Origin of the sequence: Stenotrophomonas sp. Br8, assembly GCF_014763005.1 — a bacterium.
Classification (GTDB): Bacteria; Pseudomonadota; Gammaproteobacteria; order Xanthomonadales; family Xanthomonadaceae; genus Stenotrophomonas; species Stenotrophomonas lactitubi.
Genome location: NZ_JACGTN010000026.1, coordinates 68,185 through 84,407, shown reverse-complemented (window position 1 = coordinate 84,407; position 16,223 = coordinate 68,185). Strand labels below are relative to the sequence as shown.

The 16,223-nt window shown below is 61.4% G+C and carries 14 protein-coding genes; 9 read left to right on the top strand and 5 right to left on the bottom strand.

Annotated features, from left to right (window positions below):
• Window position 1: 1 nt before the first annotated feature.
• From H3005_RS20485 to H3005_RS20475, 3 genes are all read left to right on the top strand, one after another.
• The gene (locus tag H3005_RS20485) at window positions 2-460 is read left to right on the top strand and encodes an SRPBCC family protein (protein WP_191078928.1); all 459 of its coding nucleotides are present in this window, start codon (window positions 2-4) and stop codon (window positions 458-460) included.
• A 175-nt stretch (window positions 461-635) separates the two neighbouring features.
• On the top strand, window positions 636-1,082 hold the full coding sequence (locus H3005_RS20480) for a chemotaxis protein CheW (protein WP_191078927.1): 447 nt from the start codon (window positions 636-638) through the stop codon (window positions 1,080-1,082).
• 135 nt (window positions 1,083-1,217) lie between these two features.
• On the top strand, window positions 1,218-1,985 hold the full coding sequence (locus tag H3005_RS20475) for a hypothetical protein (protein WP_191078926.1): 768 nt from the start codon (window positions 1,218-1,220) through the stop codon (window positions 1,983-1,985).
• On the opposite strand, the gene H3005_RS20470 is transcribed toward H3005_RS20475, so the two are convergent.
• Complete coding sequence (locus H3005_RS20470; protein WP_191078925.1) at window positions 1,982-2,764, bottom strand: 3-hydroxybutyrate dehydrogenase; 783 nt, start codon at window positions 2,762-2,764, stop codon at window positions 1,982-1,984. The genes H3005_RS20475 and H3005_RS20470 overlap by 4 nt on opposite strands.
• Window positions 2,765-2,984: 220 nt before the next feature.
• On the opposite strand from H3005_RS20470, the gene H3005_RS20465 reads away from it, so the two are divergent.
• Genes H3005_RS20465 through H3005_RS21160 form a run of 3 tightly spaced genes read left to right on the top strand, consistent with a single transcriptional unit; the run spans window position 2,985 to window position 6,525 of the window.
• Window positions 2,985-3,323 carry a hypothetical protein gene (locus tag H3005_RS20465; RefSeq protein WP_191078924.1) on the top strand — a complete coding sequence of 113 codons (339 nt, stop codon included), beginning with the start codon at window positions 2,985-2,987 and terminating at the stop codon, window positions 3,321-3,323.
• Window positions 3,324-3,340: 17 nt separating this feature from the next.
• Window positions 3,341-4,486 (top strand): zeta toxin family protein, encoded by a 1,146-nt coding sequence (locus tag H3005_RS21015; RefSeq protein ID WP_223880371.1) that lies wholly within the window; start codon window positions 3,341-3,343, stop codon window positions 4,484-4,486.
• Window positions 4,405-6,525, top strand: coding sequence for an XVIPCD domain-containing protein (locus tag H3005_RS21160; RefSeq protein WP_331273783.1), 2,121 nt, complete (start codon window positions 4,405-4,407; stop codon window positions 6,523-6,525). The genes H3005_RS21015 and H3005_RS21160 overlap by 82 nt, the downstream gene beginning before the upstream one ends.
• A 70-nt stretch (window positions 6,526-6,595) precedes the next feature.
• Here the strand turns inward: H3005_RS21160 and H3005_RS20455 are convergent, their stop codons facing one another.
• Both H3005_RS20455 and H3005_RS20450 read right to left on the bottom strand, forming a co-directional pair.
• Window positions 6,596-7,333 carry a hypothetical protein gene (locus tag H3005_RS20455; RefSeq protein WP_191078923.1) on the bottom strand — a complete coding sequence of 246 codons (738 nt, stop codon included), beginning with the start codon at window positions 7,331-7,333 and terminating at the stop codon, window positions 6,596-6,598.
• 98 nt (window positions 7,334-7,431) lie between these two features.
• Window positions 7,432-8,271: a type 1 glutamine amidotransferase domain-containing protein gene (locus H3005_RS20450; RefSeq protein ID WP_191078922.1), complete on the bottom strand. Its 840-nt coding sequence runs from the start codon at window positions 8,269-8,271 to the stop codon at window positions 7,432-7,434.
• Window positions 8,272-8,368: 97 nt separating this feature from the next.
• On the opposite strand from H3005_RS20450, the gene H3005_RS20445 reads away from it, so the two are divergent.
• Window positions 8,369-9,292 carry a LysR family transcriptional regulator gene (locus tag H3005_RS20445; RefSeq protein ID WP_191078921.1) on the top strand — a complete coding sequence of 308 codons (924 nt, stop codon included), beginning with the start codon at window positions 8,369-8,371 and terminating at the stop codon, window positions 9,290-9,292.
• Between the two features lie 8 nt (window positions 9,293-9,300).
• Here the strand turns inward: H3005_RS20445 and H3005_RS20440 are convergent, their stop codons facing one another.
• Complete coding sequence (locus H3005_RS20440; protein WP_223880370.1) at window positions 9,301-10,917, bottom strand: MFS transporter; 1,617 nt, start codon at window positions 10,915-10,917, stop codon at window positions 9,301-9,303.
• Window positions 10,918-10,946: 29 nt separating this feature from the next.
• Between H3005_RS20440 and H3005_RS20435 the strand changes: the two genes are divergently transcribed.
• Both H3005_RS20435 and H3005_RS20430 read left to right on the top strand, forming a co-directional pair.
• Window positions 10,947-11,840 carry a LysR family transcriptional regulator gene (locus H3005_RS20435; RefSeq protein ID WP_191078920.1) on the top strand — a complete coding sequence of 298 codons (894 nt, stop codon included), beginning with the start codon at window positions 10,947-10,949 and terminating at the stop codon, window positions 11,838-11,840.
• Between the two features lie 540 nt (window positions 11,841-12,380).
• Window positions 12,381-12,665 carry a hypothetical protein gene (locus tag H3005_RS20430; RefSeq protein WP_223880369.1) on the top strand — a complete coding sequence of 95 codons (285 nt, stop codon included), beginning with the start codon at window positions 12,381-12,383 and terminating at the stop codon, window positions 12,663-12,665.
• Window positions 12,666-12,962: 297 nt separating this feature from the next.
• Here H3005_RS20430 and H3005_RS20425 read toward each other — a convergent pair whose 3' ends face one another.
• A complete protein-coding gene (locus tag H3005_RS20425; RefSeq protein WP_191078919.1) occupies window positions 12,963-16,061 on the bottom strand; it encodes a type I restriction endonuclease subunit R in 3,099 nt (1,032 codons plus the stop codon).
• Between the last annotated feature and the right edge of the window lie 162 nt (window positions 16,062-16,223).

Below are 16,223 nucleotides of genomic sequence, written 5' to 3'. Positions count from 1 at the left end.
GATGAGCACTGAATCCACCCGTTTCATCCACGTGATCTATATTGCCTCCACGCCGCAGAAGGTGTTCGAAGCCATCACCCGGCCGGAGATTGCCCGCACTTACTGGGGCCATGAAAACGTATCGGACTGGAAGCCCGGTTCGCGCTGGCAGCACGTGCGCGCCAATGACGAACGCAAGGTTGAATTGGTAGGCGACGTGGTGGAAAACACCCCACCCTCGCGGCTGGTGATCACCTGGGCGGCCGCCTCGCAGGCGGACAACCCGAAGGCCTACAGCCGGGTGACGTTCGAGATCGTGCCATATGAGGACATGGTCAAGCTGACGGTGACCCATGACGAGCTGGAACCGGGCAGCGGCATGGATACCGGCATCCGTCAGGGCTGGCCGATCGTGCTGTCGAGCCTGAAGTCGCTGCTGGAAACCGGTAAGGGACTGGACGTCTTCGTCAAACCCCAGTAGTGCCAGCCCATGGCTGGCAATTCGCGCCCCGGCCCAAGCCAACCCGTGAAGGCGCCTTGATTCCGCTGAACGACGCATGCAACGCGTGTTGGCCGCTCACCCGCAAAGCACGCGTTACGTCACGTCAACACGGCATCATTGCGACGCAGTCTAAATACCCTTCCACAGGTTCCTCTTGCAGCCCTCTTCCCCTTCGGCCGGTGAACCGGCCCCGTCGTCGCCGGCCTTCATTGAAGTTGTTGTTGTGCGGGCCGGTACCTACCTGTTTGCCATCGATGTCGAAGCCGCGATTGAAATCCGCGGGCCGGAAACCTTTGATCGCCCCGGCAGTAGCGCGCGCCCGCATCTCACCGTGCGCGGCCACGCCCTGCCGGTGGTCGACCTGCGCCAGGCCATCGGCTTGAGCGGGTTTGCCCATGGCTGCCCGGCCATGCTGCTGATGCAGGCCGGCGCGGAGTCCCTCGCTCTGGCCGTCGACGAAGTGCGCGATATCGAAAGCGCGCCATGCCACAAGGTGCAGCCCGTCGCGAATATCCCGTTCGGGTTCTGCAGCCATCGCATCGCGTTGAGCACTTTGGGCGAGACCCCATTGATCGACCACGCACTGTTGAAGATCGGATGATCCGCCGTTGCTTGGCCGACGCGCCGGGCAAACGCTGAACGCTGCCCTCGCACTCACTCACACCGAACCCGGTTCCGACCGCCCTCCGACGGCGCCCATCACAGCATCGCCTGCAGACATTCCAGGCAACCCTCGATGAGCGCCTCAGACACAGGTTCCCTGCACAGCAAAGTGGCGGCGGTCACCCTCGGCTTCTGGGTGATGAAGATCGCCGCCACCACCCTGGGCGAGACCGCCGGCGACCTGCTGTCGATGACGCTCAACCTGGGCTATGTGGCCAGTTCGGCCATCCTGCTGACCATCTTCGCCGGCCTGCTGGCCCTGCAGCTGTCGGCACGGCACTTCCACCCGCTGCTGTTCTGGTCGGTAGTGCTGGCCACCAGCACCGCCGGCACCACCCTATCCGACCTGATCGACCGCACGCTGGGGTTGGGCTACGCCACTGGCGCCAGCCTGCTGGCCGGCTGCCTGGCGCTCGTGCTGCTGGCCTGGCGGCTGTCGGAAAAATCGATCTCGGTCAGCAACATTGAATCGCGCCGCGCCGAAGGCTTCTACTGGACCGCCGTGCTGTTCTCCAACACCCTCGGCACCGCACTGGGTGATTTCCTCGCCGATGATTCCGGGCTGGGCTTCACCGGCGGCGCACTGTTGATCGGTAGCCTCATCGCCCTTACCGCGTTGGCCAGCCGCATCAAGGGCATCAACCAGGTGGTGCTGTTCTGGATCGCCTTCGTGCTCACGCGTCCGTTCGGAGCGACCTTCGGCGACCTGCTGACCAAGCCGATGGAAAAAGGTGGCCTTGGCTTCGGCACGGTGGGCTCATCGCTGGTGTTGTTCTCCATCCTGGTAACGCTGGTGGCGCTGCCGATGCTGCAACGTAAGGCACAGCCGGCCAGCAGCTAGCGGGCCGTCCAGCCTCCATCCACCGGCAGCGCTGTACCCGTGATCTGCGCCGCAGCATCCGAGGCCAGGAACACCACCATTTCTCCCAGCTGCTCGGGCGTCACAAACTGCAACGAAGGCTGCTTTTCAGCCAGCAGCGCGCGAGCAGCGGACTCCTGATCCGTTCCCTCGCGCTCCGCCAATGCGGTGATCTGCTGCTCGACCAGCGCCGTTCGCACCCACCCCGGGCAGATGGCATTGGCGGTGATGCCCGTACCCGCGTTCTCCAGCGCCGTTACCTTGGTGAATCCAACCACGCCGTGCTTCGCCGCCACATAGGCCGACTTGTTCACTGACCCAACCAGCCCATGCACTGACGCGATATTGATGATGCGACCGGCTCCCTGCTGCTTCATGTAAGGCAAGGCCGCCGCAGTTGAGTGGAACACCGCCGAGAGATTCAGCGCGAGGATCGCATCCCACTTCGCTACGGGAAACTCCTCAATCGACGCGGTGTGCTGGATGCCCGCGTTATTCACCAGGATGTCGATACGCCCCATTGTCGCAACGGCGCGGGCGATCATGTCCCGCACCGCCTCACCACGGGAAAGGTCGGCGCCATCATGCGCCACCCGTACACCGAACTCTGCTTCCAGGCCGGAGCGGATGCGTTCGATCTCCTGCGCATCGCCAAATCCATTCAACACGATGTCGGCGCCTTGCCGCGCCAGCGCAGTGGCAATGCCAAGACCGATACCGCTGGTGGAGCCGGTAACTACCGCGACTTTTCCATTGAACATGGGCGAGCTTCCATCGGGCGTAGGCAGCCAGTGTAGCTTCAGTAGATACACGCCATGCGTGGATGCTCTCCTTCAACGCGGTCTTACCCCAATGAGCCGGTTCCGGGGCCAAGATGGCTCAGACAACGCGGCTGACCCGATGTCGCAAAAGACATTGGACCCGCCAAGCCATGTGCGGGTACTCTCAAATCTGCATGGATCTGACGAAAAGGTGAAAGTCATGACGCTGCCCTCCCCGCCCGTTCCGACCAAGCTCAGGGAAATGTTCAAGGATTATCCGGGGCATATCGAACAGTTGCAGGAGGCTCTGAATTCGGTAGAGGACAGAAGGATTAAGTCCACCCCTCCCTTTGAGGCCGCAGCCTGGGCTTTGGAAGACAAGCTTGATGGGTTCATCCGCGAAGCTCGCATTGAGCTCGCCGATGCCGAGGCAACTAACGATCCGCAGGTCATTGCCCGAGCAAAGGAAAAAGAACAGCTGATGTTCACCGCCTCCTTCAAGCGCCATTGGTTGGGAGATGAATCGCTTCACGCGTTTTTTGAGACCGCTGAGAAATGAGCGCTCCGGACAGCCGCTTGGATCATGAAACTCATGCTCGGCTGCTTCGAGAGAAGGTGATCCCCAAAGGTGGCGTGAATGAAACCAGCTCTCAGGTTCACCCCAAGGCGGTCGTTCTAGCTGGCCAGCCGGGAGCCGGCAAGAGCAAAGTGAGCGGGGCGCTTCTTCGCGAATTCGACGGAGATGTGGTGCTAGTGGACCCCGACGAACTGCGTAGGACGCACTCCGACTTTGTAGGCCTAAGTCAAAAACATCCTTACACATGGGCTGGTCATACCCACGAAGACGCTAGCCAATGGGCTAAAGAGCTGCGTTCGGTAGCAGTAGAAGGTCGTAGGAATCTCATCCTCGATACCACGCTCGGCAACGGTGATAGTGCGGTCACACTTATCAAGGACCTTCAGGCCAAAGGCTACGACGTAGAGATTCGAGGCGTCGTCGCACATCGACTGGAAAGTGAACTTGGCGTGGATGCCCGCTTTGCGGACTCTCTGGATAGCGTTGGCTTCGGCCGCTACGTCCCCGAAGACGTGCGCAAACACGTCTACGAAGCCTTGCCCGGCAATCTGGACAAGGTCCAGGCCGAGACCGGCATCCAGATCCGGCTCTACGGACGCGAAGGCGCTCAGGTCTACGACAGCCATAGCGATACCCGCCTACCGGGCGCAGCACTGGTAGCCGAACGCGAAGCTCGACTGAAAGACCCTCGAATCACCCAATCATTGCGCGATGGCTGGCGCGCACAAGGGCGCTGGCACGCCGAGCTTGCGGACACCCTGCCCTACAACGACAAGGTCAGTCCGCCCACAGCGGCAGCCGTTTTCGATGAGCGCGCGGCACTCAAGGTTGTTGAAGCCAATGCGTCCAACATTCGCCAAGCGCAAACCATTGACCACACCATCCGTGTGCGTCCAAACATGGTGCGAGGCGCCGTGATCGGCGGCGCAGCAGCGACCGTCGTTGAGCCGCCACGGAAGGGACAAAGATTGCCGACCTGTACGCGCGCGACAACCGCACAGGCGCGGAAGCCGCAATATTGGACTTCGGCGCACGCAGTGTCGGCGCTTGGACCGGCGCAGCCGTGGGCGCCAAGGCCGGCACACTGTTGGGCATCGAGTCGGCCCCCGGAGCGATTGTCACCGGCATCATCGGTGCCGGGTTAGGCGCCTGGGGCAGCAGCGAGATCGTCGAATGGATCGAGAAATACCAGATCAACAACCAAGCCGACAGCACCCGCAGGGTCTGGACGTTTGATCCCGAGCATCCCGAAAAGGGCTGGACGCACAGCGAGAGGGAAATCTTAGGCACCGTCGGCACCCTGGCGGATCGCCCGATCTATGGAGCGACCACGCTGCTGACGGCCGATGCCGAACTGACCCAGCAACTGAACTACAAAGCCTCAAGCTTGGCCGTTGCCCTGCGGATGCGGGAGCCTGATCAACCGATCAATCCTTTCAGCATTGCCGGCGACGTCACCGACACACCCAGCGCACTGCCACGCTCCTGGGAGCGCAATCCGGAAACCGGAGAATGGCGGCGTGAAGTCGTCCATCAGCTCCTTGAGCACGGCATCAAGAACACTACGGTGGAAGTGGCCGATGCCGCCAAGGCGGCCCATCTCGATGAGACCGCTCAAGGCATCATGGCCTTCAACGCTGCTCGTAGTTCTGCCGCCTTCGCCAAGCAGTACGAGCAGGTATATGCCACGCAGGGCTGGTCCCAGCATGGAGAGATTCCCGAGGAAGTGGTCTGGGCCCGAAACCATCCCGATCACGTCCTGGCGTCAGATGGACGCACTTATCAGCGCCAGAACGACGGCGAATGGCTGCATGACGGCTGGATCTACGATTCGCTGGCCGAGGGCAATATCCGCGACGAGTTGAACGACACCTACCCGCAGATCCGGGCGATCCAGCAGCAGGAGGCTCCCACACCCGGCTCCCATGAGCGACGTATCGAGGCCCTGACCGCAAACGAGCGCGACGCCTACGAACAGGCCACGCAGGAAGCCAACCGGCTGGGCGTCGCTGCTCCCCAGGCGCAGCAACTGGCCGCAGCAGCGATAGCCGAGGTGCGCGGCGAGCACGCCGACGAGCGACTGACGCCGCAGGCTGTAATCGATGCGCACGCCGAGGAGCGAGCTGCACCGGCGCCCAGCGCACCGCCTCTGGTGCAGGAGCATCGCACTCCTGTGCCTGCAGCACCGACGCCCCCGAAGCGCGCCGAACCGGTACAGGAGCCGGCGCGCCCGGAAGCGCCACGATCCGAGCCAACCGCGGCTAAAGTGCCCCCAACACAAGAAGATTCGAGCGAGCAGAAAGCGCGTGCGGATGCAGACTCCCCTGCGCACCAGACGCCCTCTCCACCCGCGTCATCACCTGGCATTCCCCCGGCTGAGCAATCTCGCGCCCAGCCCGAAGCGATTGCGCTGTCTGCTTCCGGCATTGAGCGCCACGCTTCCACGCAGGCTCCCATTGCAACGGACACCCCCTCCCCGGTCCCGTCGATCCAGACCGAAGTGGTCGACGCCGCGCCAATAATTGCTCGCCTCCACGAAGCCGAAGCAAAGCCGGCGCCGATCCAGCCGGAGCCAGAAATTCCGGCCAGCCTCACAGCAGTCGAGCCGGCTGCGGCTCCGCTGACAACAGACTCCGCGCCCAAGGTCTCGGAGCACGCGCGTCCTTACACGCCACCGCCAGTGGAGGCGCCGGCAGCTCCACCCTCAAGCGCAACGGCCTCACAAGAGTCCCAAGCACCGCCCGCCCCCCTGCTGCCTACCCAGCCCGAACATCCCGATCACGCCCTCTACCAACAGGTCCGCGAAGGCGTCGCCGCGCTGGACGTCAAGCACGGTCGCACCTACGACGAAGCCAGCGAGCGCATGACCGCGAGCCTGCTGGTACTTGCCCAAGACAACGACCTGCAACGCGTCGACCACGTACTGCTGAGCAACGCCACCGCAGACAAGCCCGCCGGTCACACCCTGTTCGTGGTCCAGGGCGAGCCCAGCGACCCGGCACACCAGCGCGCCGCAATGCCGACCGAGCTGGCCGCGCAGACATCGGTTGAGGAATCAATGCAGCAATTCGACGCAGTCAGCCGCGAAGCGCAGCAGCGCGCTATCGCCAACCAGCTTGAGCAGCAGCTGGAAGATCAGCGCGTGCAGCACGATATCCAGATCCGCGCCGCCAGCGTGGGCTGAGCGAACCTACTGCCTAGCGCTGCCTCAGTAGATCCACGCCATGCGTGGATGGCTCTCCCTCAACGCCCCATCACTTCCAATGATCCGGCCCCAGGAATGGCAGGCTCAACACAAACACCGGCACTGCCACAGGCACCAACGCAGCCCCCAGCACCTTCCCAGCCGCCGTCGCCACACCCGGCTTGTCCATATCGTCCGGCCGAATCCTCTCAGCCCGCGCGGTAATCGACTGCTCCAGCTTCGCCTTCGCCGCCAGCGCAGCAGCGTCCGGCAACGTCACCCGCTCGCCATCACTCTCGAACAGCGCGCTGTAATAGCTGCCGCCCTGCCTGGAAAGATTGCAGTCCGGGTTGGCCGCCAGCTCGTAACGGGTCCGGGCTTCAAGGATGTACGGCCGGCGCGTCAACCCATCGATGGCCTTGGCCACACGTGGGCTGATCTCCAACCGCTCCAGCTTGAACTGCGCCACCTGTTCCGGCGTCACCTGCTCCGGCCGCAGCAGCAGCGCGTAGCTGCCATGCACCTTGCTCCGGTCGGCCTGCACGCGCCAGTCCTCACGGAAGTACAGCTGCGCGCAGACCACGGCCTCGCGCAGCGGGCTGTCCATCAGCGCACGGTAATCACGGAACGGCGCGGCATCAAAGCGCATTGGCTCGTCATAGACCGGCAGCAGGTACAGCTTGCCGTCGTCGGCCACGAACGCGCCGGTGATCTCGCGATTGGAATGGTGGTAGTCCGGCCCGCTGGCGCAGCCAGACAGCAGGGTCAAGCACAGGGCGGAGAGAATGAAGAGGACGGACGTACGCATGTCGTGTTGAATGGATTCCCTGGATAACCGGCCCCGCCCAAAGGAGCGAAGCCAGTCCACCATGGTGCCATGACGCAGCAGGCGATGAAAAAACCGACTTACTTCAACCGCTCAACCAACCGCTGCCCCACCTCCAACGCCGAAGCCGGGTTCTGCCCGGTAATCAGCTCACGGTCCACCACCACATGCCCCGTCCACGGCGTGGCATTGCTGCTGAACCGCGCACCCGCCCGCACCAACGCGGTCTGCGGGTAGAACTTCATCTCACCACCGCCCAGCAGCGGCTTGGCCTGCTCTTCTTCCTGGTTGCTGATCACCGTCATCTGGTAGCCGCTGTAGATCCAGTTCGGCGTAGCCGGCATCGCACCCGCTTCCAACTTCGCCACAAAACCACCCGCATACGGCAACGTGGATAGCAGCGCGATCGGTCCGTGGCAGACCAGCGCGGTGGTCTTGTTGCGCTGGTGGAAGTCGGCCAGCAGCCGGCCCAGCGCCGGGCTCTTCAGCAGATCCTGCATCGGCGCGTGGCCACCGGGAATGTAGACCGCATCGAAACGCGCGTAGCCCTGCTGCTCGACGCGCGCCAGGCTGACCACCGGCGAGGCGGTCGGCGAGGTCAACGCCAGTTTCTCCAGCAGCTCCTTGTGCAGCGTCAGCTGCGCGGCATCATTGCCGAAGTACGCCGGCGTCACCGAGGACGCATCCACCGTCGGCGCCCGCCCCTGCGGCGTGGCGAAGGTGACCTCGTGGCCCGCGTCCAGCAGCAGCTTGACCGGCTGCATCAACTCGTTGAGATAGAAGCCGGTGGACAGCACCTTGCCGTCCTTCAGGTCCAGGTGGTTTTCGTCGGACAGCACCACCAGCACGTTGGCAGCATGCGCGCCGGTCGCAACCAGGGTCAGGGCCAGCGCTGCGGCCAGCCGGGTCATCAGGTTCATGGGGAGCTCCTATCGGGGGAATGGCCGCCACTTTATTCATCGCCCCAGCGGCGATAAATTGGCCCCACCGCAAAACATCTGTTCCCCGGAGAGCCAAATGAGCCGCAAGTTCGACTACCTGGGCGATGTGGAGGTGTTCCTGGCGGTGGTCGAGCACGGCTCGTTCACCGCCGGCGCGGTGGCGCTGTCCACCACGCCCTCGGTGCTGAGCCGCGCGGTCACCCGCCTGGAAGCGCGGCTGGGCCGGCAGCTGCTGCAGCGAACCACCCGCCACGTGGGCCTGACCGACGCCGGCCGGCTCTACCTGGAACAGGTACGCACCGCCTTCGGCCTGCTGGACGATGCCGAGCGCGACGTACTGGCCCAGGACGGCGCGCTGGCCGGCCGCGTGCGCCTGAGCGTGCCCACCACCTATGGCCACTACCGGCTGCCGCCCGTGCTGGCGCGCTTTGCGCAGCAATACCCGCAGGTGCAGGTGGAACTGAACATCACCAACCGCAACGTGGACCTGGTAGCCGAAGGCTTCGACCTGGCCATCCGCCTGGGCCAGCTACCGGACAGCGGGCTGGTGGCGCGAAAGCTGGAAGACGCGCCACTGATGCTGGTGGCCGCACCGGACTACCTGCAGCGCCGCGGCACGCCGCAGACGCTGGACGACCTGCAGCAGCACCAGTGCCTGCCCTTCGTGATGCCGCGCACCGGACGGCTGGCACCATGGATCTTCCGCGACGGCGGACGCGACGTGGACTGGCTGCCGCGTTCGTCCATCGAGACCTCCGACGATGTGCTGGGCGTGGTGTCGCTGGCGGAACAGGGGATTGGGATTTGCCAGAGTTATGAGTTCATCGTGCGCGAGCGATTGCAGCGCGGGCAGCTGGTGGAAGTGCTGCCGCAGCTGCGGGGGCGGTCAAGGCCGTTCTCGGTGATCTATGCACCGCATCGGCGGCAGTCGGCGGCGGCGCGGGCGATGATTGAGTTGCTGGTGGGGAATGCCGGCACGCTTGAGGATCGCGTTGATTGAGGCTGCCATCACTCACGCCCTTTCACCCGGCCCAACAGTACGAACACCAGGATTGCCGTCGCCGCAGCAGCACCCGCCAGGACAAGAAGCTGAAAGCGGAATGCGCCTTCGTAGACCTGCAACAGCAACGACCGTCCAGCCGTCGGCAAATGCACCAGGGCATTCTGTAGATCACTCATCGCCAACCGGTTCGATGCTTCAACCAGATCGACATTCGCCACCGGCCCTGATGCACCCGTCGGCACTGAAGCCACCAGTCCAGAGAAAATGCTGGCGGACATCATCGCCCCCACGGCGGCGAGGGCCATCCCGTCGCCGGCCAGCCGCACCGCATTGAAGATTCCCGCCGCCATGCCCGCCCGTTCCTTGGCAACAACGCTCACGGCCAAACCATCCATCAAGCCCCATGGCAGGCCGATGCCGATGCCAATTACCAGCATCGCCAGCAGACGCGCGCTCTGCGCACCGCCGTGCAGCGTCAGACCCAACCAGGCCAGCCCGGCGGCCGCAATGGCCAGGCCAATGCCAGACAGCACGCCCACGTTGATCCAGCGCGCCAGCACGCCGGCAATGAAGGGCACCACCAGCAACGGCGCGGACAGCGCAATCATCATCTGCCCAGCTGCCAGTGCGCTGTATCCCTCCACCCCGATGAAGCGGGCGGGCAGCATGACCAGCAGCACGATGTACGCATAGGCCGGCGCAATCGCCAGCACCTGCACGCCCACAAACCGGGCATTGGCGAACAGGGACAGGTCGAGCATGGGCTTGGTCTGCCGCCGTTCGATCACCACAAACGCGGCCAACAACACGGCGGCGCTCGCCAGGCACGCCACTACCCACGCATCGCTCCAACCCCGCTCCGGGGCAAGGATGATTCCGTAGGTCAGCACGGCCAGACCGGTGGTGAAGCTGATGGCGCCGGGCCAGTCCAGTCCCGTGGCATCGGGGTCGCGTGTATCGCGGGCAAAGGCTGCAATGAGTAGCGATGCCAGCAAGGCCACCAGCGCCGGCAGGAAGAACACCCATTGCCATCCCAAGGTGTCGATCAGCAGTCCAGCCAGGAATGGACCGAATGCCGCTCCGGCGCCGAACGTCGTACCGATCAGGCTGAATACCCGCGTGCGTGCGTGTCCGTCGAACTCCTGTGTAAGCGCAGCCATCGCGCCAGCAAACGCAGCTGCCGCGCCGATGCCCTGAATGAGCCGGAGGATGTCGACCCAGAACACCGACGGCATGAACGGAATGGCCGCCGTTATCAAGGCGAACAACAGCATTCCCGACAGCCAGACCCGCTTGCGCCCATAGGTGTCGGCCAGGCTGCCTGCGGCCAGCGTCGCACTGCCGTAGGTCAGGATGTAGGCGTTGATGACCCAGGCCAGCTCGACCGCGCTGCCGTCCAGCGCCTGATTGATCGAAGGCACGGCGACGGCGGGGCTGGCGATGCTCAACGGGATGACCGCGGCGGTCAGGCAACCCGTCACGATCAGTGGGGTCTTGCGAACCCTCGCGTCCGACGCAGATGCGGTAGTAGCACTCATCAGGTAGTCCGATGTTCCCAGTGAATAACTGAGGATAAGAACGAACTTTTGATGGAGAAATAGCGCGTAGATCATGATTAACATGACCGATCTGTCATCAATCGAACGTTGAAATGGATAGCCACAGCGGCATGACGATCTTTGTGCAGGTGGCCGAACTGCGCAGCTTCGCGGCAGCGGGACAGCGATTGGGCATATCCGCGTCGGCAGTCAGCAAGGGCGTGGCACGGCTGGAGCAGAAGCTGGGCGTGCGCCTGTTCCAGCGCAGTACCCGCAGCGTGAGCCTCACAGCGGAAGGCGCGCTGTTCCTCGACCGTTGCCGGCGCATCCTTTCCGAAATCGCGGCGGCCGAGAACGAACTGGCCAGCACGACCGCAAGTCCGCAAGGCCGGCTGCGGGTGAGCCTGCCGCTGGTCAGCGGATTGATGTGGCCGGTGTTGTCGGCCTTTGCCAGCCGCTATCCGCAGATCGAACTCGACCTGGATTTCAGCGACCGGCTGGTGGACGTCGTGGACGAAGGTTTCGACGCGGTAGTACGCACGGGAGACTTGAGCGATTCCCGCCTGATGAGCAGGCGCTTGGGGGTCAGCCGTTTTGTCTGCGTGGGCGCGCCTGGCTATTTCGAGCAGCACGGCACGCCCGAACGGCCCGAGGATCTCGCTCGCCACGCTTGCCTCCTGCATCGCATCCCAAGCAGTGGCCTGCTGGAAAAATGGCAGCTGCGGCGCGGCGACGAGGACGCCGAGCTGCGCCCGGCGGCAAGCTTGACCAGCAATCACCTGGAGACCCTGCGGCACATGGCCATCGAGGGCCATGGCATCGCCTACCTGCCGGATTTCGCGGTCAGGCCGGCGCTGGATCGCGGAGACCTGGTGACGGTGCTGGACCAATGGGCCGGTGTATCCAGTTCTTTCTGGCTGTTGTGGCCATCCAATCGGCAACTGTTGCCCAGAGTGCGGGCGTTCGTTGATTTCATGGCTGAGCATCTGTTTCGGGTGGGCCATTAGAAAGCGGTGTCGGGTTTGAACCGCTTTTCCGCTTTTGATGCTGATTGAGCGCCCTTGCCACCCGCTGCGGACTAAGAACTGTTGTAAAGAAGGCCGTCGCGCTATTCGCTTGTAATACGGGCGATTGCGCCACTTTGATTCGCAATCGACAGGGCGACTGCACGAATGCGTCTGGTGGCGTCGCGCGCTGCACGAATGGGGCGTGCAACAATCGTGCTTCGCTCTCGAATTCCGCGAGTTCTTCGCGAATTTCAGTTTGCATTCGGAGCGGCGGCGTAAACACCATGGCGCGCCACCGACAACGGGTGGCAACGGGCCTGCAAACCCGCTTGATGCACGCGCAAGTTGTTTACGCTTGCCCGTCGGCACCGTCCTTAACCGGTGCCGGCGGGCAATCCGTCGGCCTTTATGGCGGGCGGTGCGTGGGAGTCTTCGGACTCACCGGCCAATTGCGCAGCATCAACCGGTTTGCAGCCACGCATCGTCCGCCACCCCGCTTACGCGGTGGCGCTGTTAAGCACAGCCAAGGAAACCGACGCCATGAGCGAATCCGACACCTTCTCCTCGTACACCGTTGTTGAGCCCATCAACGACGACACTCCCCTGCCCGACCTGAACTCCCTACTCGGCATCCTCAAGCGCATGCGCGACTGCGAGGGTGCAGATGGACTGCCCTGGCCGGAGAACGACGTGTCACCCGGCCGCCGCGTGAGCCTGGCTAGGACCGAGCGCGCGTTGGTGGGGCTGCTACCAAGTCTACCTCGCCGGCGCTGGGTTCTTTGGGAGAACAGCCGCCTCACCGGTTGCTGTTTGCCTAATGAATAGCGGACACGAAAAACAACAAGGGCGCCTCTCGGCGCCCTCGCTCTTTCAACTCATTCCCACTCTGTCATCAACGGACCTCGTAAGCCCACGTGGTTAAAGGGATTGGCTGTGATCGACATTAGCCTCTACCGTCACCTTTACCGTCAGAAACACACATCTTTTGCTGACGCGGGAGATGGAGCGATCTGCGTGGAGGCAATACTTTCGGGCGAATTGTCAATCAAACTTCATCTTAGCGCAGCGCACTCTGTCTGAGAACACTTGATCCAATGCCGTAGACCTGCCCTGCCGCCACCTTCATATATTGCCACCTACGCCCTTAAATTTTTCAACAAAAGCAGCGATCTTTTGAAAAGCATCTTGCTTCTTCTTGAGATATTTCGGATTAAGCGGGCTCATTTTTGGCAAGATGGCATTAAGCTCAGTTCCATTATCGCTAGCAAATTCGCGTTTCAATGAAGCTGCAATGTAGCGTTTGGCCGCCTCTTCATTCAGTTCCTCGTCGCCGATCAACTCCTGCACTGCGCGCTGCTGCTCTGACTGGGCGAAAGTGAAGAAGGCATCGATGACGCTAGCCTTGTCACCAATCCGATCCAGATCGGTCTGATTGATGAAGTCGACTACTAGGCTTTCCTTGGCGCGGTTGCCTAGGCTGGCACGAATGACCCGGCGCATCTCTTCGACCAAGGACGCCTTATCTTTGACCTTCTTGTTCTTTTCGAAGAGCAGTTCCAGGATGTAATCTAGATTGATTTCCTGCGATTTGAGCAGGTCCACCTCAAACACTACGTCATCCCAGTCAACGATGGACTCGCTTTTCTCGTTGCCTGCTTTCTCACGTCGCAGCCAATCACGGATATCATTGTAGGTGGAGCGATAGTCCTGAATCTTGCGCTCGGCTGGCAAGCGGATGACCTCCAGCTCAGCTAGCTTCTCGTCATCAAGATAGTGGTCAGCCTTGAACGTCTCGACAGCCTGCGGGTCGTTCATGTCGACGTTCAGCAAGGCCTTCAGGCTGGCGTACTCATCGAAGTTCTGCAGCACGTTCTCCACGCGCAGATATTCCCCGAACAACTTTGCGAAAGCCTTTTTGTCTGACTCCTTGACGATGTTGGCGGCGTCGGGGAAGCGCTGCTCGAGCTCAGTCACTACATCCACGAAACCGCGCCGCGCCTCCCCGGTCAGCGCGTCAGTGAAGCCCTCCATGTACTCTTTGTAGCTCTTCTCCAGCACCACGTTGCGCGTGTTCTTGTCGCCAAATAGAGTGATGGCATCGACGGTAGCCTGCTCCAGATCGCGGAAGGTGACGATGTTGCCAAAGGTCTTGGTGGCATCAAAGATACGGTTGGTGCGCGAATAAGCCTGAATCAGGCCGTGATAGCGCAGATTCTTGTCCACGAATAGGGTATTCAGCGTAGGCGCATCGAAGCCGGTCAGGAACATGCCCACCACGATCAAAAGATCGATTTCCTGGTCTTTCACGCGCTTGGCTAGGTCGCGGTAATAGTTCTGGAAGCCCTTGCTGTCTACACCAAAATTGCTTTTGAATAGAGCGTTGTAGTCGTCAATTGCAGCGCTTAAAAACTCCTTGGCACTGCTGTCCATCGCGGACACTTCAAAGCTCTCATCCACGATATCGCCAATAGCATCCTGCTCTTCATTGGGCGCGTACGAGAAAATAGTGGCGATCTTCAACGGCTTGCCACTGCCTTTCTGCAGCGTCTTGAACGCCTCGTAATACGCCTTGGCGGCATCGACGCTACTCACCGCAAACATGGCGTTGAAGCCCTTGCCTCTGCCCTGCAAGCGATGTGTTTTCTGGCGGAAATGCTTCAGAACGTACTGCGAGATTTCCCGGATGCGTATGGGGTGCAGCAAGGCCTGCCTGTTTTCTGCAGCGCTGAGCTTCTTCTCGTCCTGCTCGGTTTCGAGGGCTTTGAACTGCGGACGTACGTCGTTGTAATCCACCTTGAACTTGAGCACTTTTTCATCGCGGATGGCATCGGTGATGACGTAAGAATGCAGCTCACGGCCGAACACGCTGGCGGTGGTGTCCGCACCCAGCGCATTTTTCGGAAAGATAGGCGTACCGGTGAAACCGAACTGGTAGAACTTCCTGAATTTCTTCTTCAGGTTCTTCTGCGCCTCGCCAAACTGGCTACGGTGGCACTCGTCGAAAATGAACACTACCTGCTGGTTGTACACCGGCAGGTCACTTTCGCTCTTCATCAGATTATTGAGCTTTTGGATTGTGGTGACGATGATCTTGTTGTCATCCTTGTCCAGATTTCGCTTCAGCCCAGCGGTGCTCTCCGAGCCGTTCACACTATCGGGCGAAAAGCGCTGGTACTCCTTCATAGTCTGGTAATCCAAATCCTTGCGGTCCACCACGAAGAACACTTTGTCGATGAACTCCAGCTCGGTAGCCAGGCGCGCCGCCTTGAAGCTGGTCAGGGTCTTGCCTGAACCGGTGGTATGCCAGATATAACCACCGCCCTCAGCACTATTCCAGCGCTTGGCCTGATAGGCGCACCTGATCTTCCACAGAATGCGCTCGGTGGCGGCGATCTGGTACGGACGCATGACCAGCAGAGTGTTGCTGACATCGAACACCGAATAGGTCAGCAACACATCAAGCAGGGTGCGCCTCTGGAAGAAGGTCGCCGTGAAGTCCTTCAGATCCTTGATTGGGCTATTGTCGGCCTGCGCCCAATTCATGGTGAAGTCGAAGCTATGCTTGTTGCGCTGGGTGGTATTGGCGAAGTAGCGCGTATCCGTGCCGTTGGAGATGATGAACAGTTGCAGATATTTGAATAGCGAATGCTCGGTATTGAAGCTTTCCTTGCTATAACGGTGTACCTGATTGAAGGCTTCGCGAATCGCCACGCCGCGCTTTTTCAGCTCGACCTGCACCAGCGGCAGGCCGTTTACCAGAACCGTCACGTCATAGCGGTTGGCCTGGCTGCCAGCCTGCTCGAACTGCTTGATGATCTGCAGCTTGTTGCGGGCAAGGTTCCTCTTGTCCAGCAGGTAGATGTTCTGGATACGCCCATCATCGAATACAAAATCGTGGACATGGTCATCTTGAATCTTGCGAGTCTTATCGACGATGCTGTCACTGGGCTTGTCCAGCCAACTTTCCACGAAGCGCGCCCACTCACCGTCCGAAAATTCGGTGCTATTCAGCGATTGCAACTGCGTGCGCACATTGGCCAACATCGCCGCGGCATTTTTCAAGCTGGCTTGGAGCTCATAGCCCTGATTGATCAGATCCTGGATGAACTCACGCTCTAGATCACCTTCGCTCTGGTAGCTTTCGGCGATCTTCCACTCCTTGGTGTATCTATCGAGGACGATGAAGTTGTTCGACTCGGCGATGGTCTTGTAATCAGTCATTTTTTTGGAGCCCTCCGCTCCCCTCTATGAGCGCGCTTCCAATTTCCCCTACCGTCGGCTGGTTCAACAACGCGGCATTCAACACTACTACCGAGCAGCTCTGGGATGTCTGGATGCGCTGCTTCATGGTGACCAGTGCTCGTCGGTAATGGCTATGTCGGG